This window comes from Brevibacterium linens, assembly GCF_003999335.1.
Lineage (GTDB): Bacteria > Actinomycetota > Actinomycetes > Actinomycetales > Brevibacteriaceae > Brevibacterium > Brevibacterium linens.
The window spans coordinates 3554761-3574113 of sequence record NZ_CP026734.1 but is presented as its reverse complement, the minus strand read 5'-3'; the positions used below and the strand labels follow the sequence as shown (position 1 = coordinate 3574113).

The 19353-nt window shown below is 62.9% G+C and carries 17 protein-coding genes, 3 pseudogenes and 1 other annotated feature; of the genes and pseudogenes, 6 read left to right on the top strand and 14 right to left on the bottom strand.

From position 1 onward, the window contains the following. The first annotated feature begins 210 nt into the window (after window positions 1-210). Window positions 211-519, top strand: a complete 309-nt coding sequence (locus CXR29_RS16135; RefSeq protein WP_164742853.1) for a hypothetical protein — start codon at window positions 211-213, stop codon at window positions 517-519. A gap of 593 nt (window positions 520-1112) precedes the next feature. Here the strand turns inward: CXR29_RS16135 and murJ are convergent. From murJ to CXR29_RS16120, 3 genes and pseudogenes are all read right to left on the bottom strand, one after another. Then, window positions 1113-2732 (bottom strand): murein biosynthesis integral membrane protein MurJ, encoded by a 1620-nt coding sequence (gene murJ, locus CXR29_RS16130; RefSeq protein ID WP_127365079.1) that lies wholly within the window; start codon window positions 2730-2732, stop codon window positions 1113-1115. 3 nt (window positions 2733-2735) lie between these two features. Continuing rightward, complete coding sequence (locus CXR29_RS16125) at window positions 2736-2918, bottom strand: DUF6049 family protein (protein ID WP_127365078.1); 183 nt, start codon at window positions 2916-2918, stop codon at window positions 2736-2738. 161 nt (window positions 2919-3079) lie between these two features. Beyond that, window positions 3080-3952 (bottom strand): annotated as a pseudogene (locus CXR29_RS16120) (IS110 family RNA-guided transposase); the annotation flags it as partial. Window positions 3953-4006: 54 nt separating this feature from the next. Between CXR29_RS16120 and CXR29_RS16110 the strand changes: the two are divergent. Beyond that, window positions 4007-5241 (top strand): IS3 family transposase gene (locus CXR29_RS16110; protein ID WP_373270471.1). Its coding sequence is split into 2 segments (ribosomal slippage): window positions 4007-4292 and window positions 4292-5241, totalling 1236 coding nucleotides; the frame shifts between segments, so codons are not numbered across the junction. Further along, window positions 4285-4413: a sequence feature (AL1L pseudoknot), on the top strand. It overlaps the preceding gene by 129 nt. 53 nt (window positions 5242-5294) lie before the next feature. On the opposite strand, the pseudogene CXR29_RS17780 reads toward CXR29_RS16110, so the two are convergent. The 3 genes and pseudogenes from CXR29_RS17780 to CXR29_RS17390 all read right to left on the bottom strand — a co-directional run. After that, window positions 5295-5636: pseudogene (locus CXR29_RS17780) on the bottom strand (IS110 family transposase); the annotation flags it as partial. A gap of 117 nt (window positions 5637-5753) precedes the next feature. Beyond that, window positions 5754-6632: pseudogene (istA, locus tag CXR29_RS17775) on the bottom strand (IS21 family transposase); the annotation flags it as partial. Between the two features lie 84 nt (window positions 6633-6716). Then, window positions 6717-6890, bottom strand: a complete 174-nt coding sequence (locus CXR29_RS17390) for an IS110 family transposase (RefSeq protein WP_164742851.1) — start codon at window positions 6888-6890, stop codon at window positions 6717-6719. A 305-nt stretch (window positions 6891-7195) separates the two neighbouring features. On the opposite strand from CXR29_RS17390, the gene CXR29_RS16100 reads away from it, so the two are divergent. Then, window positions 7196-7408 carry a hypothetical protein gene (locus CXR29_RS16100; RefSeq protein WP_127365076.1) on the top strand — a complete coding sequence of 71 codons (213 nt, stop codon included), beginning with the start codon at window positions 7196-7198 and terminating at the stop codon, window positions 7406-7408. Window positions 7409-7524: 116 nt separating this feature from the next. Here the strand turns inward: CXR29_RS16100 and CXR29_RS16095 are convergent, their stop codons facing one another. The 5 genes from CXR29_RS16095 to CXR29_RS16075 all read right to left on the bottom strand — a co-directional run bounded on the left by CXR29_RS16095 (window position 7525) and on the right by CXR29_RS16075 (window position 12552). Then, window positions 7525-8034: a methylated-DNA--[protein]-cysteine S-methyltransferase gene (locus CXR29_RS16095; protein WP_127365075.1), complete on the bottom strand. Its 510-nt coding sequence runs from the start codon at window positions 8032-8034 to the stop codon at window positions 7525-7527. A gap of 203 nt (window positions 8035-8237) precedes the next feature. Then, on the bottom strand, window positions 8238-9158 hold the full coding sequence (locus tag CXR29_RS16090) for a glycine betaine ABC transporter substrate-binding protein (RefSeq protein WP_127365074.1): 921 nt from the start codon (window positions 9156-9158) through the stop codon (window positions 8238-8240). A 53-nt stretch (window positions 9159-9211) separates the two neighbouring features. Next, window positions 9212-10111 carry an ABC transporter permease gene (locus CXR29_RS16085; protein WP_127365073.1) on the bottom strand — a complete coding sequence of 300 codons (900 nt, stop codon included), beginning with the start codon at window positions 10109-10111 and terminating at the stop codon, window positions 9212-9214. Further along, window positions 10111-11421 (bottom strand): quaternary amine ABC transporter ATP-binding protein, encoded by a 1311-nt coding sequence (locus CXR29_RS16080; RefSeq protein ID WP_127365072.1) that lies wholly within the window; start codon window positions 11419-11421, stop codon window positions 10111-10113. Before CXR29_RS16080 ends, CXR29_RS16085 begins: the two co-directional genes overlap by 1 nt. 336 nt (window positions 11422-11757) lie before the next feature. Beyond that, window positions 11758-12552 carry an alpha/beta fold hydrolase gene (locus tag CXR29_RS16075; RefSeq protein WP_127365071.1) on the bottom strand — a complete coding sequence of 265 codons (795 nt, stop codon included), beginning with the start codon at window positions 12550-12552 and terminating at the stop codon, window positions 11758-11760. A 63-nt stretch (window positions 12553-12615) separates the two neighbouring features. Here CXR29_RS16075 and CXR29_RS16070 point away from each other — a divergent pair, with 63 nt between their 5' ends. Then, window positions 12616-13557, top strand: a complete 942-nt coding sequence (locus CXR29_RS16070) for a type I 3-dehydroquinate dehydratase (RefSeq protein WP_127365070.1) — start codon at window positions 12616-12618, stop codon at window positions 13555-13557. Between the two features lie 130 nt (window positions 13558-13687). Here CXR29_RS16070 and CXR29_RS16065 read toward each other — a convergent pair whose 3' ends face one another. Then, window positions 13688-13987: a DUF4235 domain-containing protein gene (locus CXR29_RS16065; protein ID WP_025777085.1), complete on the bottom strand. Its 300-nt coding sequence runs from the start codon at window positions 13985-13987 to the stop codon at window positions 13688-13690. A 248-nt stretch (window positions 13988-14235) separates the two neighbouring features. Between CXR29_RS16065 and CXR29_RS16060 the strand changes: the two genes are divergently transcribed. Then, window positions 14236-14436 carry a hypothetical protein gene (locus tag CXR29_RS16060; protein WP_025777086.1) on the top strand — a complete coding sequence of 67 codons (201 nt, stop codon included), beginning with the start codon at window positions 14236-14238 and terminating at the stop codon, window positions 14434-14436. Between the two features lie 110 nt (window positions 14437-14546). Here the strand turns inward: CXR29_RS16060 and CXR29_RS16055 are convergent, their stop codons facing one another. Beyond that, window positions 14547-15434, bottom strand: coding sequence for an aminotransferase class IV (locus tag CXR29_RS16055; RefSeq protein ID WP_101595323.1), 888 nt, complete (start codon window positions 15432-15434; stop codon window positions 14547-14549). Beyond that, window positions 15431-16534 carry a VIT1/CCC1 transporter family protein gene (locus CXR29_RS16050; RefSeq protein ID WP_101595325.1) on the bottom strand — a complete coding sequence of 368 codons (1104 nt, stop codon included), beginning with the start codon at window positions 16532-16534 and terminating at the stop codon, window positions 15431-15433. Before CXR29_RS16050 ends, CXR29_RS16055 begins: the two co-directional genes overlap by 4 nt. 520 nt (window positions 16535-17054) lie before the next feature. Between CXR29_RS16050 and CXR29_RS16045 the strand changes: the two genes are divergently transcribed. Continuing rightward, window positions 17055-19175 carry a M28 family peptidase gene (locus tag CXR29_RS16045; RefSeq protein WP_101554386.1) on the top strand — a complete coding sequence of 707 codons (2121 nt, stop codon included), beginning with the start codon at window positions 17055-17057 and terminating at the stop codon, window positions 19173-19175. Window positions 19176-19353: the final 178 nt, after the last annotated feature.

Below are 19353 nucleotides of genomic sequence, written 5' to 3'. Positions count from 1 at the left end.
CAACCTAAAAAGAAACTTAAATGTTAGAACCAGTACCGAACATCATAATTCCACTTAGGGACATCGTGTGGTCGGGATGCGTTAACGCATTTCCAATCATAAACCTTCGTGGCATTTTTTATGCCCACTTCCGTGCACTCGGTCTTGGTCTTATAGGTATTTTCGGTTACCCAGCCACTCACCTGGGTGTCAATCGAGCCAGAATCCACTGTGGATGCCATTGCCCCTGTCGGTGCCAATACGGCGCCGCCTACCAGCGCGCTTACAGCAATTCCGAGCTTCCAGTTCCTGTTTGTGCGTTTCATTTTCATGCAATCTACAGGTGAATCAAAAATCGAGTTAGCAAAACTCGGTCATTGTTCAGTTGATAAGTTGAACTCAATCAGTCACAGCTATGAAATGCAATGTGTGACAGGAACACCTTATCGAATCGTTGTATCAACGGTCAAGGGTAGTTTGTTTGAATTCCATTGTTGGAGGAGCCAGATCGAGCGGCTGCGTCAGGTCTATTTCACCTAGCTTGGTAACTTCACGTGATCGCTGAGTATGGCCACGTGTAGTGTGCGGAAGTATATCTCTGGCGAAGTACTCCTGGGTTGTAGGAGGGTCAGGTTCCACTGTGCGGAGGTGCACTTCTCTGGTGATGCACGGAAGTGGCTTTCGGTAGCACCTGTGCAGCGAAGTGGCGCCAAGCTCTGAGACTGGCTGTCACTGATGCGATGAGATTCAGTGGCCACGATTTACCGAGGTTACACACCGGTTCAATCCACGGCTGCTACCAAATGCTGCTTCCCTATAGGTGAAACTTAGTCTAGTTGCCCGCCTTGACGTCGGTCCAGCTTGCGCTCTTCGTTTGGTGTCTTCTTGTGCCGGGCGAGGACCCGCGTCTGCAGTTTGAACAGAAGGTCAGTGGCGACCCGTCTGTCTTGCAGTAGAACAGGCGTCGGTTGAGCTGACCGAGCCGAAAGTAAGTACCAAATCGAAATTGGCGGTCCCTGCAAATTCGTATAAGCCATCGGCGGTCGACGGTCGATACGACATAACGGCCGGCCACCACCATGCCGGGTTCGATATCGATCAGGGCGACCACCTCCGGTGGGGATTGACGGGGCTCAGGCTGTTTTTCTTAGTTTTCCAGCAACCACGCCAATAATCGAATGCAACTCTCTGACTCTGAGCAAATAACAAGCTCCGATGAAGAACAGGAGCATCACGACGCCGACGACGGCCGTGGTGATGAACGCCTGCCAGCGTCCTGCCAAGGCGAAGTCCGGGAAGAAGTAGAGCAGACCGAAACCTGCCCCACCGGCAATGATCGCCGCGAGGAGGAACTTCACATGTGACGTGAGGATCTCACGCAGATCGATGGCGCCGAGGCGCTTCTTCAGGACCGTAAACGAGATGATCATGGCCATGAGGTATCCGAGGCTCATGACGAGCCCGATGATCGCCACCGTCACCGACTTCGGGAAGATCGTGGCCGAGAGCACCGCCAGGGACTGGAAGACGATCTGCGGCAGCTGGATGAGGAACGGAGTCTTCGCATCACCGTATGCATAGAAGACGCGCTGCGCGAGATAGTTTGCGCTGAAGGGAACGAGCCCGAAGACCATCGTGATGATGACCAGACCGATGGCCATGGCCTGCTCGCGACCAGGTCCGGCGATGATCATCGCCACCGGGCTGGCGAGGACGACCAGAGCGGCGAGGGCGAAGGTGTTGACCATGCCGACCATCCGCACACCCATGGAGAAGTCGCTGACGACGGCTTCGGTGTCATCGTTCGCCGCGTCCTTGGCCAAGGAGGTGAACAGAGCCGTGGCCAGAGAGACCGCAATGAGCGAATGCGGGAGCATGAACACAAGGTAGGCGTTCGTGTATGCCGTGTTCGCGGCGTTCCCATCGCCGGGGATCGACGCCCCCGAGGCGACGCGGGAGACGACGAGGAAGCCGATCTGGCCGATGAGCATGGCCGAGAACGTCCAGAACGCGACCTTCCCGGCCGAGCCGAGTCCGACCCCGCGGAACCCGAACGTCGGCTTGTACTTGAAGCCGATGCGCTTGAGCGGCCAAATGAGGATGAGAGCCTGAGCCACGACGCCGAGAGTGGCCGTGCCTGCGATGAGCGCGATCTTGTCCGGGGTCCACGTATCGAGATCGTGCGGTGAGGCGTTGTTCGTGCCGAAGATGAGAATGAAGGCAGCAAGACCGGCGATCGCCACGACGTTGTTGAGCACAGGCGCCCACATGTAGGGACCGAACGACGACTTCGCATTGAGCACCTGGCCCAGCAGCGTGTAGAGGCCGTAGAAGAACAGCTGCGGCAGGCACCAGTACGCGAAGGCTGTGGCCAGTGCCAGTTGTTCGTGACTCCATCCCGATGAGTAGAGCCACACGAGCAGCGGTGCCGCCAGGGTCGCGACGACGGTGACGAGACCGAGGATGAGGAACGACAGGGTCAGCAGCCGGTTCGTGAAGTCGGCACCGCCGTCGTCCCGTTTGGAGGCACGCACGATCTGCGGGACGAGCACGGCATTGACCACACCCCCGGCCAGCAGCATGTACAGCGTATTCGGCACCTTGTTCGCGACGTCGAACGCGTCTGCCTGGACGAAGTTCACACCGATCGCGGTGGCCAGCATCGAGGCCTTGACGAAACCGAGTGCACGCGAGGTCATGGTGCCGGCGGTCATAATCGCTGAGGACCGGGCCAGGGATGAGAAGCTGGACACGCTCTACCTCTTTTCGTTCTCGTCGGTCGTGGCGCGGGCCATCGCGTCGGCCAGCTGCTGTTCGGGGATCTTCGGTCGCCCGCGCGAAATGGTCTTGATCAAGCCGATCACGAACACGACGGCCAGGCCCAACCCGATCACAGCGGTGCCGATGTTCTCCCAATCGGCGCGCACGTATTGCAACACATATTCTCACAGGCTCGGCAAGAGCAGAGGGGTGCCCCTATGTCTTAAGTCAAGGGGCAACGAGCAGATTCCTCAAGCATATTCGGCTGGCCCCAAAGGGCAGAGATGATCGGTCCGGGAACTGTTTCCCGGACTGATCAGGAACTTCGGCACGAGTTGGTTCAGGCAGCAGTCGCCGCCTCGGGTGTGCGGAAGTAGGCACCATCGCGCAGCATCGCGTAGAGCACGTTGCAACGACGGCGGGCCAGCGCGATCAGGGCTTGGTTGTGTTTCTTATGCTCGGCACGTTTCTTGTCGTAATACGCCCTCGACAACGGATCCTTAAGCGCCGCGAACGCGGACAAGAACAGGGCTCGCTTGAGGATCTTGTTCCCTCGCCGTGAGGAATGGTCGCCTCGGATCGAGGTTCCCGATCGCCATGTCACCGGTGCCAGCCCGGCATACGATGCGAGGTGTCCGGCAGACTCGAAGTCCTTACCTACGACCTCGGTCAGGATCCTCGCCGCTGTCCTGACGCCGACTGCCGGCATCGACGTCAGGAGCTCGAAAAGCGGATGCGCCTGGACCAGTTCCTCGATGCGTACCAGCACTTCATCCCGTGACGTGCGGGTCTGCGCCAGCGACGTGGCTAATTGGGGTAGGACGAGTCCGGCAGCGTCGGTGCCCGACACCACGACCGTCTGCTCGTCGAGTGCGGTGAAGATCGCTGCCGCCCAGCGTTTCCACGCTCTGGGTGCCTGCTTGCGCAACAGGGTCTCGACGCGGTGTTTGCCGGCATGCCGTAGTGCTTTCGGTGTCGGGTACTTCGCCAGCAGCGCCAGCATGGCTGGGTGATCCAGGTGCGGACCGATCACGGTCTCTAATCCGGGATGGATCTGGGTGAGCAGACCGCGGATCCGGTTCGATGTCGCGGTGGCCTGTTTCGCGAGATCATCGTCGTAGCCGCACAGCATCGACAGCTCGGCGACGTTCTCATCCGCGACACGGATACCCCGCAGCGTGTGGGGCATGGTCCGGGCTGCTTCAGCAATGATGATTCGCCCCGGGAATAATGGAGACAGTGAAGCCACGGAAAGGACTTCCCTGTCATGCCCCAAAAGAAGTACCCCCTCGAGCTACGCGAACGAGCAGTCCGCATGGTCCTCGACGCCCTCGAAGCTGACCCTGGTGCCCGCCGCGGCGTCTTCCGCCGGATCGGCGACCAACTCGGTGTGAACCCAGAAACACTGCGGTCCTGGGTCAATCAGGACCAGGTCGATGCCGGCGACCGCCCCGGCACTACCACCGCTGAAGCCCAGCGCATCAAGGACCTCGAGAAGGAGAATCGGGAACTGCGCCGGGCCAACCAAATCCTGAAGTCGGCCTCGGCTTTTTTCGCGGCGGAGCTCGACCGCCCCTCGAAGTAGTCTGCTCGTATATCGACGAGCACAAGGACGAACTCGGAGTCGAGCCGATCTGTGCCACGCTGCGTGCTGCCGGCGTGAAGATCGCTCCGAGTACCTACTATGCCCGCAAACATCGACCAGCCTCGGCTCGACAGAAACGTGACGAGGTATTGAAAGAAGAGATCAGCACTGTGCACGGGAAGAATTACGATGCGTTCGGAGCCAGGAAGATGCATATCGTGCTCAACCGCGAACCTGACTCGCATGGTCGCGGGCATGTGGCCCGTTGCACGATCGAGCGCCTGATGAGAGACCTCGATCTACACGGGATCAAGAGGGCCAAGGCACCGAACACTACGAGGTCAGCACCGCGGGAGAACTGCCCGGCCGATCTCGTCGATCGGCACTTCGAAGCCTTCGCTCCTGACCGGCTGTGGGTGGCCGATATCACCTATGTGCACACGTTCACAGGGTGGGTCTACGTCGCGTTCGTCACCGACGTGTTCAATCGCGAGATCGTCGGCTGGCAGGTCTCGAGGTCGTTGCATACCGAGTTGGCTCTTGACGCTTTGCAGATGGGGATCTATCAGCGTAAACGTGCTGGTCACGACCTGTCTGGGCTGGTGCATCACTCGGACCGCGGGGTCCAGTATCGAGCGATTCGCTATGGCGAGGCCCTGGCTGAGCAAGATGCAGTCGCGTCTGTCGGGTCGAAAGGAGATTCATACGATAACGCCCTCGCTGAAGCGCTGAATTCACTCTATAAGGCCGAACTCATCCGGAACAAGGGTCCCTGGAAAGGTATTGATGATGTCGAGATCGCCACGGCGCAGTGGGTGCACTGGTTCAACACGTACCGGCCCCACGGAGCACTTGGTGGGGCGACTCCCGCCGCGTTCCGAGCCGATCATCTCAGCACGATGCCACGGGCTGCGTAGCTCGTGGGTGAGCCGATGAATTCCAAGTAGAAAACTCTCCATCAAACACGGGGCTTGACAATGATGGCGGCATCACGGGCATCGGTCTTCGCCTCACCAGGGTGAAGGTCGGCGATGCGGCGCATCGCCAACCCGGGCAGGTAAGCAACCGTGATGGACTCGGCCTGGGCAACCGCGACAGGTAAAGCTCCGATCGTGGCCGGTTGGTCGACGACGACCAGGAGTGTTCCGTGCTTAGCCAGCCTGTTGAGTAGGGCTTTCAGCTTCGTTTCGTTCTGCGGCAGGGGCTTCGACAAGAGCTGTTTTCCGTCGCGGTCGAGTGCGACGGCGTGGTGGTTGTGTTTGCCGACATCGATACCGATGAATACGTCGATGTCAGCGTGGTTGGTGATCATGTCACTCATCTTCTTCGACTCATGTGACCGAATATTTGGTTGTGGTTCGGCTGGCCGGTGGTGCTGGGTGGCTCCTGGGTTCGGCATCCACGTTACGGTCGGGCTTAAGCGCTGGTGGCGAGTCGTGTCATCGGCGCGAACGAGTTCGTAGTTGATTTCGTGGACCCGTTCAGCGATCGCCTCTCGCAGTTCTTCGAGCGTTTCGAAGACCTCACCGTCGAGATACCCGATCACTCGCTTGTTGACCACGTTCACCGCGTTCTCGGCAGCCGCCTTGTCCCGCGGTTTCTTCACTCTTGCTGGCACGATCGCGACACCGTAGTGGTCTGCCATGTCTTGATACCGTGCATTGATCACCCGTTCACCATCACCCCGGGTGCGACGATGCGTCGAGGTACTCGGATTGTCCGGGACCACGATCTCGACGACACCGCCGCAATAGGCGAACGCCGCCATATGCGCCTCCAGCCACGCTGGAGTCTTCATATTCAGAAAGGCTTGGCAGTAGATGAGACCCGAATACGGCAACACTGCCACGAACAAGTACACCTTGGACACAACTCCGTCGGCGGCATCGACGATGTCGAGGGCATCGCCGGCCCAGTCAACGAGCATCGCTCGGCCCGGCTCGTGGTGGAGGACACCGACGAGATCATTGCGATTGACGTAGTCGGCGAAGAGAGCGCAGAACTGGGAGTATCCGTACTTCTTCTTCTCACTCGTGGCATCTGTATACCGTCGCCAGGCTTGTAAGAGCGTGAAATGGCGTTGATGCCGCCGCCGGTTGAGCACTCCGTCGAAGTCAGGTTGGTCATATTCATCAACGACTCGTCGCCGGTCAGGCAGCCACAGGGCCAGATCTTCATCGGTGACCGTCTGGGACGAGGTGATGCCGTGTTCGTTGATGACCCGCTGGGTTCGGGCGATATCGCGTTGGGAGCAGCCCACGATGGTGGCGATATCGCGATAGCTCCGCTCGGCTAACAATAGGTCCATGATCTTCCGGTAGTTCGCCATGAACTCCGCTTTCTTCTCGAGAACGACGCCACAAATGTGACGTCGATCTCAGCAGATCATGAATCACGATTGGGTGCTACCGGATACTCGGAAACCCGCTACCGACTGTGTGGACTCGCGCTTCCAACAAGCGCTAGGTGCCAGTTTTCCGTCGCGATCGACGGCGACGGCGTAGTGGTTGTGTTTGCCGACATCGATGCCGATGAATACGTCGATGTCAGCGTGGTTGGTGATCATGTCACTCATCTTCTTCGACTCATGTGACCGAATATTTAGTTGTGGTTCGGCTGGCGGGTAGTGCTGGGTGGCTCCAAGGTTCGGCATCCACGTTACGGTCGGTCTCAAGGCATGTGTTCTGCCAGTGGTTCTGGCCCCTATCAGCGATTTCCCTGGTGCCTTCGAACCCCGGTGACAACACCCCCCCGGATCATGGGTGACTGGGGGCATCAATCATGCCGGGGTCCTCAGGCCAGCGCCCCCCCTTCAATCCTGACGGATGATGGGGCTATTTATAAGGTAACGGGGTAATCGTCATGATGGTGATGACGAGCATCGCCGTGATGACCTTCGGGGCCAAGCACAGGGCCGCGGGCCGTGATCATGCCGGCGCCGTCGGACGTCTTCCCGCCTGGGTGCTCGTGACCTCGTGCCTCGGTGGCATCGGACTCCTCGGCGTGCTGGCGATCTCGCGTTTGAATTTCCCACTGCTCGTCGGGAGCGCCGCCGCTGCAGTTGTCCTCCAGAGCCTCGAATAAGGGAGACCTGCCCTAGCCCTACCTCCGGAAGCCAAGCCCTATGACCCAGCTAGACTATCGTATGACAAGCGAGTACTTAACGGTAACTCAACTCTAGATTTTTGCACGCTTGGGCCTCAGAACAGCGCCTGCGGCAGGGCGCCTTCGAGCTCGAGGAGGTGCCGCTTGGTTTCGAGCTCGTGCCCGGGCAGTCCGCCTGAGTACCCGCCGAGCCCGTCACCGGCGACGACACGATGGCAGGGGACGATGATCGGGATCGGATTGAGCCCCATGATCCCGCCGACGGCCCGCGCCGGAATCCCGGTGCCGCTGGCTTCGGCGAGCTGCCCGTAGGTGACCGTGGTCCCGGGTGGGACTTCTTCAGCCAAGGTCGTCAGCACGATCCTTGCGATGTCCGATACCTGACCGAAGTCCACGGGCAGATCGACGTCACCGAGGTGGCCGTCGAAGTACGCCCGCAACTGGGCGATCGCTTCAGTGAGGATGGGGTCCGAGGCGGCGGTCGCCTCGGCGGGCACAGCCGACTCGGCGGATGTGCACCATTCGAGCCGGATGATCGACCGGCCGTCGCTGAAGACTGTCAGGGGGCCGACGAAGGTGTCGACGGCTGCCGAATGAGTCGCCATGGGGTGCCCTCCGTTCGGGTTCCGCGCACCGAACGCGGTGTCAACGGCGCTGCTCCATCGAGTCTACTCACACAGCTGTGCCCTCCCGACTTTTTCGAGTCGAGAGGGCACAGCTCATTCATGACGGCGCGCCGCGCGGCGGGGAAGTCAGCAGCTGAGCAGAGGACGTCGACCTCAGGGCAGCTGCTGCCGCGGCGACGAGATCACTCCTCGTCAGGCAGCTCACCTTCGTAGGCGTCCGGGTTGGCCTTCAGCCACTCGGTGATGGCCGCTGGGGGATCATTCTTGCCGTCCTTGCCGTACTTGTTGACGACCAGGTCCTCGAGTTCCCCGTACTGCTTGTCATCGAGCTTGATGTTGCCGATGTAGTCGGCGGCATCGGAGAACTCATCGCTGAAGCCCTTGGTCGCGGTGAAGTGGAGCTTCTCGGGATCGCCCATCGCACCCTTCGGGTCCTCGAGGTCCTTGACCGGGTACTCGTTGTTCGCCCAGAACGGACGCCACAGCGTGACGACGATGTCCTTCTCGGCATCGGTCGCATTGCCGAGCTCGGTGAGCATGGCAGCCGTCGACGAGGTGACGAGTTCGTATTCGTCGTCGAGACCGTATTCGGGAATCATCGCCTTGGTGGCCTTCGTCAGACCGGCACCGGGCTCGATTCCGACGATCTCGCCGTTGAAGTCCTTGCCCTTGCCCTTGAGATCCTCGATCGAGTTGACGTCGTCCATGTACTTCGGGACGGCGATCGTGAGGACGGCATTGTCGTAGTAGGCGCCGACGTCTTCGAGATCATCACCGTACTTATCGATGTACTGCTTGTGCGTGACCTCGGGCCACGAGGACGGATACATATCGATATCGCCGTTGGCGACACCGGCGTAGAGGACGGCTGCCTCACTGAAGGTCTCGGTCTCGACGTTGTAGCCCATCTTCCCCAGCTGGTTCTCGAGCAGGAGCGAGATGCTCTCTCCGTCGGTCCAGCCGGTGACGTAGCCGAGCTTGATGTCGCCCTTGTCGCCGCCACCGCTGCCATCGTCGCTCGACGCTTCCTGCGAGCAACCGGTCAGAGCGAGGCCGAGGGCTGCGACTGCAGCGACGAACGGGGTGAGAAATCTTCTCTTCATTATGTGTTCCTTTTCTCTAGTGTTCGACATTTCAGACTGTGTGGTCCATCGATTCAGGCTGCTGCGGCAGTTGCCTTGTTCTTCGTGCGGCGACGGCGCATCCCTGCCACGAGCGAGCGCGGGTAGTCCTTGGCATTGCCCAAGGCTGCGGTGACGCGATCGAGGTAGACCGCGATGATCACCACGCCGAGTCCGGCTTCGACGCCGAGCGGCAGGTTCTGCGTGGCGATCGCTTCGACGACGTTCTTTCCGAGCCCGTCGGCGCCGACCATGCCGGCGATGACGGCCATGGCCAGTGCGAGCATGATGACCTGGTTGATGCCGGCCATGATCGTGGGCGTGGCCAAGGGCAGCTGGACTCCGCGGAGGATCTGGCCTGGAGTCGCACCGAAGGACTGTCCGGCTTCGACCGTCTCCGAATCGACGCCGCGGATGCCGAGCTCGGTGAACCGCACGCCCGGAGGCAGAGCGAAGATCACCGTTGCCACGAGGCCGGGGACGACGCCGATGCCGAAGAAGGTGACAGCAGGGATGAGGTAGACGAATGCCGGCATCGTCTGCATGAAGTCGAGGATCGGTTTGATGACCGCTGAGGCTTTGTCGCTGCGTGCGGCCAGAATGCCGACCGGAATGGCGATGATGACGGCGATGACAGCGGCGATGATGATCAGCGCCAGGGTCTGCATCGCGGCCACCCATTGGTCCATCGTCATGATGAAGAACAGGGTGATGAGGGTGCCCACGGCCATCTGCCACGAGCGGAAGACCCAGCCGATGAGCGCCAGCAGGATGATGATGACGAGCGGATGGAGGTCGACGAGCACGTCGGTGAGGACGTCGATGAGGAGGTTGAACAGCCAGGTGACGGCGTCGAAGAACCACGCGACGTTCTCTTTGAGCCAGTCGAATGCTGTGTCGACCCAGGCTCCGATCGGAATTCGGATGTTCTCCATCAGCGCTCACCCCTTTCGCCGGCGACCTGCGGTGCGGCGGCATCATCGCCTTCGGCCAGTACCTGGTCGATGATCCCGGTGTCGACTGGCTCGGGCCAGCCTTCGACTGAGGCGTCCGTCGCCTGCTCGTCGTTGCCGTTTTGGTTGCCGAGCGCGGCGAGCAGGGTTGCCCGCGGCACGACACCGACGAGTTCGCCGTCGGAGTCGGTGACCGGCACCGGCAGAGGCATCTCCGCGGTCGGGAGGAAGAGGTCGATGAGCAGGTCGTCCGGGGACGCAGGGTGGGCGACCGGCTTGATGATCTCGTCGAGAGTCGTGGCGCCTGTCCGGATGTGCTCGACGCAGGCGCGGTCGCTGACGAGTCCGAGGAACTTCCGGTCCTTGTCCGTGACATACACGCCCGAGGCGTTGTTCTCACGCATGGTGCGCAGCGCGACGCGGGGGCCGTTCTGATTGGTCACGGTCTGACGTGCCTTCTCCATGACGTTGTTCGCGGTGAGGACCCGTGCTCGATCGACGTCGTGGACGAACTGCGCGACATAGTCGTTGGCAGGGTCGGTGAGGATGTCCTCCGGGGTGCCGACCTGGACGATGCGTCCATTGCGCATCACCGCAATCCGGTCACCGAGGAACATCGCCTCATTGAGGTCGTGGGTGATGAAGATGATCGTCTTCTTCAGCTCCCGTTGCAGTTCGACGAGCTGTTCCTGCATTTCGCGGCGGATCAGCGGGTCGAGGGCGGAGAAGGCTTCGTCCATGAGGAGGATGTCGGTCTCGGCCGCAAGCGCGCGGGCCAGACCGACGCGCTGCTGCATACCGCCCGAGAGCTGTTCGGGGAATTTGTCGCCCCAGCCATCGAGGCCGACGGCCTTGAGCCAGCGGTCGGCGGCCTTGTCCCGTTCCGCCTTCGCGACTCCGCGGATCTCGAGCGCATAGGCGGCGTTGTCCCGGACAGTGCGGTGCGGCAGCAGCGCGAAGTGCTGGAACACCATCGAGATGTGTTCGCTGCGGACCTTGCGCAGTGTCGCGGCGTCGACCTTTGCGATATCGGTGCCCAGCACCTCGACGGACCCGGCAGTGGGTGCCCAGAGCCCGTTGAGCGTGCGGATCAGGGTCGACTTGCCCGAGCCCGACAGGCCCATGACGACGAAGATCTCGCCCTCCTGGACGTCGAAACTCGCGTCGATGACGGCGGCCGTTCCGAGTTTGGTCAGATCATCGCGGTCCGCGCCTTCTTCGAGTCGCTTGACGACTTCGCCTTGGCGCTTTCCGAAAACTTTGTAGACGTGTGACGCTTTGACAACGCTCACGTGCTTCCTCCTTGCATTCTTGGCAGTCCGCAAGAACGAGAGGCTTCACCCCCGTTTGCACGGTTCGGTGCTCGCAGAACAGATCCGAATAGCTCAATTGCGCACGCGCCTCACCGCACACGGATATCTGATCCACCATTGTAGTTTTATTCAGGGTCTTCGGCAGAGATCTCATCGGGATTATGCGGCGCGCCCTTCTTGACTGGCGCTCTGACCTGGGGAAACAACTGCTCGTGCGTTACTTGATTGTTATAATCATCGATTGGAGCATGTAGATGTACCGTTTATGGATTTGTTACCGGATATGAGGTTTTGATGCAGTAGGCGGCCTTGTCTTCAGGGCGTCCGCAGCGATTCCGAGAGGAAGTGGATCACGGCCGGAGTGACCACCTCGGCGAACTCTTCGAAGAATCCGTGGCGGCCCTCCGGCAGAATGCGCAGCTGAGAACCGGGGATGCGTTCGTGGAGGATGCGGGCATTTCCGACCGGGTTCATCCTGTCGGCGTCGCCGTGCATGATCAGCGTCGGAGCGGTGATCTCCGGCAGTCGATCCCACGCGTCGTGATTGGCGCTGATGCGCAGATGGGCGGATGACTCGGCGGCCGTCATCGTGTCGTCGCCGAGCATCTTGCTGGACTTCGCCGACACCGTCCACTCGGGGGTGTAGAAGAGGTCGAAGAGGTACTGAGTGTGCTCATCTCCGCGCAGCCGCGCCAATGCCTGGCCGACCTCGCGCGGACGCTTGACCCCGTGCGGACCGCCGGGGGAGGTGCATCCGAGTACGAGCGCGCTCACTCGACCCGGGTGGTTGAGCGCCAGCATCTGCGCGATGCGCCCGCCCATGGACGTGCCGTACACCGCGGCCCGATCCACGCCGAAGTGGTCGAGCACGTCCGCGGCGTCGTCGGCGAAGCTCGCCGTCGACAGTTCGCCGAGCTGACCCCGGCTGCCGCCCGTCCCGTGATAGTCGAACGTGATCGTGCGGAAGTCCGGTTCGAAGTCCCCGCGCAGATCGTCCCACCACTCGTGCGAATTCGACTGTCCTTGCAGCAGGAGCAGCGCTGGGGCGTCCTTCGGCCCGCTGACCTGGGCTTCGAGCGGGAAGCCATCGCGTGCGCTGATCCTGTCCATCTGCATCGTCTCCACCCGTGTCCTCCCGCCTGCGCGTGCCTGATCACCGCCTACGCTTGAGAGATGAAATCATTGCCGTTCCTCAATCCTGCCGTAGGATCGCCCGCCGTGCGCAATCCCGACCGACCGGCCATCATCGTGCCCACGCTGGCGCTCGATGCCGAGGGTCTTGCTGCCGAATGCGCTGCAGCCGCCGCGACCGGGATCGTCGACGCCGTCGAATGGCGCATCGATCCGCTGCTCGCCGCCGCTTCCGGTTCCGCACAAGGTGGGGCGCACAGTGGTGTGCACGGCCTCGCCGAGGCGGCCCTTCGTCTGCTTCCGCATGCGCTCACAGCCGGGCTGCCGATTCTTCTGACCGTGCGCACCGGTTTCGAAGGCGGGCAGGTGGAGATCACGGAGGACGCCTACGCCGAGGTGGTGCGGGAACTCATCGCCGGGGTCGCTGATGTCGAGGCGAAGTCTGGTGCCTCAGCCGGCACCGCCGTGCAAGCGGTGGCGGGCGATCTCGGCGCCGTGGACTCAGGCGTTCCTGTCGCCGTCGACATCGAGCTCGACCGGGCAGAGTCGGGCTCCCTCATCGCCTCGGCGCGGGAAGCGAGCGTGCCCGTCGTCGCTTCACACCACAATTTCGAGTCCACGGACTCCGCCGAACGCCTGCTGAAGACGTTCGCTGCGATGAGCGAGGCCGGTGCAGATGTGGCCAAGGTGGCGATGATGCCGCAGGCGCCGGCCGATGTTCTGCGTCTCCTGGAGGCGACGGCCGCGGCGGATGCCTCGCTGCCGGTTCCCGTGCTCGGGATCGCGATGGGACTCTTGGGCCGGACGAGCCGGATCATGGGCGCCGACTTCGGCAGCTGCGCCACATTCGCGCAGATCGGTCGGGCCTCGGCCCCGGGGCAGATCGAGGCATCGGTCCTCGCCGAGATCCTCGACCGCGTCGGAGGTAGGTGTGTAAGAGCGGCCTCAAAGTTCATACGCGGTGATCTTGATCAGGGCGTATGAATTTCTGACCCGCGTTTGCCGAGGGGTTTGCTGACGGGCCTGGCTCAACCGGCAGAGTCCGTCGGGGAAGCAGACGGCCCGCGAAGCATGTGCTTCGCGGGCCGTTTCGCTGGTGGAGGTCAGCGAAGGATCAGTCGGTGGTCTCTTCGATCTGCTTGCGGAACTTCTTCGGCAGGGCCTCATCGCCGAAGTTGTTGCGCACGGTGTTCGCGGCGATGCGCTGAACCACGAGCTGAGCCACAGCCACGCCGACGCCGGAGACGATCGTCCAGGCCAGAGCCTCGGACATCGAGATCTCGTCATCGACAGGGTTCGACGGCGCCGGGCGCTTCGTCGACTTCTCCCACGCGAAGGTCAGGGTCTTGCGAGCGACGAATGCAGCTGCGATAGGCGCTCCCACGCCGATGATCTGCCAAGCGAGCTTTCCCATGCTCGTGTCCTTTCCTTTGAACCTTGGATCCCGTGCCTCTGGGGAGTCGCGGGAACGTATTCCGTCGAAGACAACACTAACGCAGGACGATGCGCCCGGGGCCACCCCCGATCGAACGAGGTCGAGAAAGTTCCCTCATTTCATACTTTTGGGGGATGTGCCGGGCAGATCGGCGGGGATAGCGTGAGAGCACGCTTCGGTCGGGCAAAGGGAAGGTCTGAACCGAAACGTGAAGAGAAAGGCACACGATGCTGAGGAAGTGGAAGACGCGCGTCGTCACCGGACTGTTCGTCTGTGGCGCCCTCGGATTCCTGCTTGCGCTGCTGCCGGGACTCTCCGGCGTCTTCTGGCCGGTGTGGCTGATCAGCTGCGCCGCCTGCATCCTCGGGCTCGTTCTCGCCTTCACTCTCCCCTCGGCGAAACCCGCCGACGCTCTGCCCCGAGCCTGAAGAGCTCGGGGCAGCGCATCCCCGACAGCACGCATCCCGACAGCGCATCCCGACAGCACCCAGAGACCGGACGGCCGAGGGAAGGTCATCCCCACAGACTCACCGGGGTGTCAGCGGCCGCGGACGATCGCCTGGAATCGGTCCGTGAGATTCTGATCTACAGCGATCGCGTTGCCGTCGAGTTCGCGCAGAGCGGCGGCCGTGCGCATCGACGAGACGAACCAGGCCCCGTCCGCGTCCTTGACGTCGTCGAGTCCGAGGTCGGCGTATTCGGCGCGCAGCCCCAGGCCCTCCGCATGATCGAAGATCAGGCGCTGCGTCGTTCCCGACAGCAGACCAGCCTCCGGATTCGGTGTGAGGAGGCGGTTGCCTCGGCGGATGATGAGGTTTGCGGTCGGGCCTTCCAGCACGATTCCGTCGTGGGAGACGAACAGCGCCTCGTCGGCGTCGTTCGCCGCGGCATAGCGGCCGGCCGCCTGATTGACCGCATAGGACAGCGTCTTCGCGCCGATGAGCAGCCACGGGGCCTTGCTGCCGATATAGGCGTCGAATCCGCGGTCGAGGCTGACGGCGGTGACACCCTGCTCCCGGGCTGTGAGGATATGGTCGTCCACGGGCACGGGGAAGGCCCATCCGCGGCCCCGGAACCGACCGTTCGCGTCCTGCTCCCCGCGCGAGAGGGCATAGCGGATCCCGAACTCGACGTTCTGGGGATCGGCGGCGGCCACCTCGGCGATGAGGGAATCGATGACCCGATCCCACAGTCCTTGGTCCGGATCGGACAGATCCAGCGCCGAGGCGGATGCGCGGAAGCGGGTGAAGTGCCGTTCCCGCGACACCACGGTGGCACCGTGCGTCCCCACGCTGACCAGCACGGTTTCGAAGATGCCGTCCCCGCGATGAGCGGAGAGATCCGTGACAGGCAGCTGAGCGGCACCGAGATCGGTGAGCTCGAACTCAGCCGCGGTGGGGTCGACGAGGATGAGCGGATCGGTCATGCGGTACCTCCGAAGAGCAGGCCGAGGACGTAGGTCACGGCGGCGGCACCGAAGCCGATGCCGAGTTGGCGCAGGGCGCGGGGGCCGGGTGATTTGCCCGAGAGCAGGCCGACGATGCCGCCTGTGAACAGCAGCGCGATGCCGACGAGGCCGGCGGAGAGGAACACGGCGGGCAGTCCGGACAGGCCGAAGATGTAGGGCAGGATCGGGATGAGCGCGCCGGAGGAGAAGAAGCAGAAGCTTGAGAGGGCAGCGCCGATGCCGGTGCCGAGTTCGTCACGGTCGACCTCGGAGTCGAGGTTCGGCAGGCGCGGCGCCTGTCTGTTCTTCGCCGCCGCGATCGTGCGGTTGGCGCGAGCCTCGGCCTCGTGGGTCTCCATGCCGCGGGCGCGGAAGACGAGGGCGAGCTCGTTGGCGTCGATGTTGAGGTCGGCCAGGGCGTGCCGGGACTCGGGGTCCGGGGTGGAGGCGTCGAGGAGTTCGCGCTGGGAGCGCACCGAGATGTACTCGCCGGCTCCCATCGACAAGGCGCCGGCCAGCAGCCCAGAGACGCCGGTGAGAAGGATGACGGTGTTCGAGACTCCCGCCGCGCCGACGCCGAGGACGAGTGCGAGGTTCGAGACCAGTCCGTCGTTGGCGCCGAAGACGGCGGCACGGAAGTTTCCCGACAGGCGGGCGCGGGAACGGGCAGCCAGAGCGCGGACCACCTCGGCGTGGATGCGTTCGTCGGCGGCCATCTCGGCCGAGGCGGCTTCGTCTTCGTCGTACGGCGAGCTCGTCTCCGACTGCTGAGCAAGAGCGAGGACGAACACGGAGCCGAACAGACCGCCGAGGAAGGCCAGGCAGCGGGTGAGGAGATCGGCGGAACGGCGCTTCTCGGCATGCTCGCCGAGCAGCGTGATCCAATGCTCCTGGTGCCGGGATTCCGCGGCGGCCAGGCTGAGCAGGATCTCACGATCCTCTCCGCTGCGGCGTTCGGCGAGGTTGCGGTAAACCCGTTCCTCGAGCCGTTCGTTGGCGAGGTAGCGCTGCCAGCGGCGAACGGTTCGTCTGTCGGGGGACGCAGGCGGAGTCGCTCCTGCGGAGTCATCGGTCGTCACTGGTCCGAGTCTAGTCGTGCGCTCTGATTCCCGGCACTGGGTGGGCGGCGTTGAGCGGCCGGGCGGGTTCGGTCGAGTGACCGTGACGCTGGGCCGGCGCTGCTCGGTCTGGTGCTGCTCGGTCTGGCGCGTGTGGGCGCGGTTCCGGTGCGGCTGGGGTGCCGCGGGAGCGATCGTCGGCGCGGAGGCAATGACCGCAGAGAATCCGCATCGCGACCGCAGGCTGTCCGCGTGTGCGAAATCGATCAGTGACCGGTTGTTATCAATTCGTAACATAAAAGCCGGCTGGTGTGCGTTAGATTTATGACCAATGTGAGTTGTGTCACCGTTTCGTTATAGAAGCATGTGATTCGTTACCAATGACGAGTCATAGCGAAGCGTCAGAATCGAGCTTCCCCGCAAGCGCAGCTGTAAAGAGGCCGACACCGGTGTGGACGAGCAGTCATGCCGTGGCGGTCATTTCCGGTGCGCCGTCATGTGCGATTCCTCTGGACACAGACAAAGGAGCGAAAGGAACTCCATGAAGTTGCGAACGAAGAGCTGGCTGGCAGTCACCGCCACAGCCGGACTGGTCCTCGGCGGGGTGAGCCCGGCGCTGGCAGCGGGCACCGCGGGACCGACCGAACACACCGATATGGGCGTCAACGGCGACGCCGTGATGGAGCATCTGCAGAAGATCTCCGACATCTCCACCTCGCACGCGGATGAAGGTCACCGTGCGCTGGGAACCCCCGGCTACGAAGAAGCCGTGGAATACGTCGAATCCACCCTCGAGGCGACCGGAGCCTTCGATGTGAAACGTCAGGCCTTCGATGTCGAGGGCCAGAACTTCGGCACCGTCGACGTCAAGGTCGACGGGGAAGCGGTCAAGGTTGCGACCGCCTCATACACAGAGGGAACCACTGAGCCGCTGACCGATCTGCCGGTGGTGCTGCCGGTCGATGACGACAACAGCGACCTGGCCGGCGGACAGCTCGGCTGTCAGGCCAGTGACTTCGACTCCAGCGCCGAAGGTGCGCTTGTGCTCGTGTCCCGCGGCGAATGCGCCTTCGGTGAGAAGACCAAGGCCGCCACCGAGGCCGGTGCCGCAGCGGTCATCATCTACAACAACGACAAGGACAACCCGGACGAGGAGCTCAACGCCACCCTGGGTGAGCGGATGGAAGGCAGTGCCCCGACGGTGACGGTCACCTACAACGTCGGCACCGACCTCGTCGAGAAGGTCGAAGCCGCAGGTGCCGAGGCCGGCGCAGAAGCCGGCAGCCAGACTGACGCCGAGGCGGGCCTCGGGCAGGGTGCCGACGAGACCGAGGAAGCCGCCGCCGACGACGCGGCGGCCGAAGCCGCGGCCCTGACCGCCGACTTCACGCTCGAGACCGAGTTCGTCACCGAGACGACCTGGAACGTCATCGCCGAGACCAAGGCCGGCGACCATGACAACGTCCAGATGTTCGGCGCCCACCTCGACGGGGTCGAAGAGGGCCCCGGCGTCAACGACAACGGATCCGGATCCGCAGCACTCCTCGCTTCGGCCGAGGCGCTCGCCGAGCAGCCGACCGAGGTCGACAACGCCATCCGCTTCGGCTGGTGGGGCGCGGAAGAAGTCGGACTCGTCGGTTCGACGGAGTACGTCGCGAGCCTCGACGATGCCGAGCTGGGCAAGATCAAGTCCTATATGAACTTCGACATGATCGGCTCCGACAACTACATCGTCGGCACGCTCGACTCCGACGGCTCCGATGTGCCGATCCCCGACGGCGTCAACGTCCCCGAAGGTTCGGCCGAACTCGAGAAGGTCTTCACCGACTACTTCGCCGACATCGACCAGCCCAACGTCGGCACCGCCTTCTCCGGACGTTCGGACTACCAGGCGTTCATCGACAACGGCATCCCGGCCAGCGGACTGTTCTCCGGAGCAGACGGCACGAAGACGGCTGAAGAGGCTGAGATGTTCGGCGGCACCGTCGGCGAGAAGCACGACACGAACTACCACCAGCCCACGGACACGATCGAGAACGTGAGCAAGGAGTCCATCGACATCTTCGCTCCCGCCATCGGCTTCGCCGTCCACACGCTGGCCTATGAGCTGGCCGACGCGCCGACGGATCCACCGACCGATCCGACGACTCCGCCCACGGACCCCACCGATCCGCCCACGGAGACACCGACCGAGGCCCCTGATGAACGAGCACTGAGCATCGATCCCAAGACGATCGAAGCGCCGGACTTCGTCAGTGAGAAGGGCGTCCAGGTTGCGGCCACCGGCTGCGCCGCCGACACCACGGCGACGATGACGGTGACCCCGAACAACGGGAAGATCGAGACGTTCGAGCAGACCGCCGAGGTCGGAGCCGACGGCACTGCCCGATTCGGAGTCCGCGGACTCGACGCGTCGATGGTCGACAGCTACATCGGCACCTACGACGTCACCGTCGACTGCGAAGGCGGAGACCCGCTGACCGGATCCTTCGAGGTCGTCGCCGAAGGTGATGGGCCGGGAGCCGGTGACGGTGGCAACGGCGGCGGTGGAGGAGACCTGCCGCGGACCGGTAACGAAGCCCTGCCGCTGATTCTCTCGGCCGGAGCGCTCATCGCGCTCGGTCTGGCGATGACGCTGGGTTCACGCCGCCGCCGCAGCTGAGGGGCAGCCGAGACGACGTGCCCTGATCGGCACGGACGGCCCGATGCGTGGTCGGTGACTGGTAACGGTCACCGGCCCGTATCGGGTCGTTCTCGTCTGCGAAGATGGCGATGGCTGCGGAGTGATCCGGCGGCGCAGCTCGGATGGCGCAGCTGAGTCGGCACTGACCCAGATCTGA

Coding starts and splice junctions, on each gene's coding strand:
- CXR29_RS16075 (WP_127365071.1), bottom strand. CDS start 12,552: ATGGACAGGATCAGCGCACGCGATGGCTTCCCGCTCGAAGCCCAGGTC.
- CXR29_RS16065 (WP_025777085.1), bottom strand. CDS start 13,987: ATGGGAAAGCTCGCTTGGCAGATCATCGGCGTGGGAGCGCCTATCGCA.
- CXR29_RS16100 (WP_127365076.1), top strand. CDS start 7,196: ATGACGAGCATCGCCGTGATGACCTTCGGGGCCAAGCACAGGGCCGCG.
- CXR29_RS16090 (WP_127365074.1), bottom strand. CDS start 9,158: ATGAAGAGAAGATTTCTCACCCCGTTCGTCGCTGCAGTCGCAGCCCTC.
- CXR29_RS16070 (WP_127365070.1), top strand. CDS start 12,616: ATGAAATCATTGCCGTTCCTCAATCCTGCCGTAGGATCGCCCGCCGTG.
- CXR29_RS16055 (WP_101595323.1), bottom strand. CDS start 15,434: ATGACCGATCCGCTCATCCTCGTCGACCCCACCGCGGCTGAGTTCGAG.
- CXR29_RS17390 (WP_164742851.1), bottom strand. CDS start 6,890: ATGATCACCAACCACGCTGACATCGACGTATTCATCGGCATCGATGTC.
- CXR29_RS16095 (WP_127365075.1), bottom strand. CDS start 8,034: ATGGCGACTCATTCGGCAGCCGTCGACACCTTCGTCGGCCCCCTGACA.
- CXR29_RS16045 (WP_101554386.1), top strand. CDS start 17,055: ATGAAGTTGCGAACGAAGAGCTGGCTGGCAGTCACCGCCACAGCCGGA.
- CXR29_RS16060 (WP_025777086.1), top strand. CDS start 14,236: ATGCTGAGGAAGTGGAAGACGCGCGTCGTCACCGGACTGTTCGTCTGT.
- CXR29_RS16085 (WP_127365073.1), bottom strand. CDS start 10,111: ATGGAGAACATCCGAATTCCGATCGGAGCCTGGGTCGACACAGCATTC.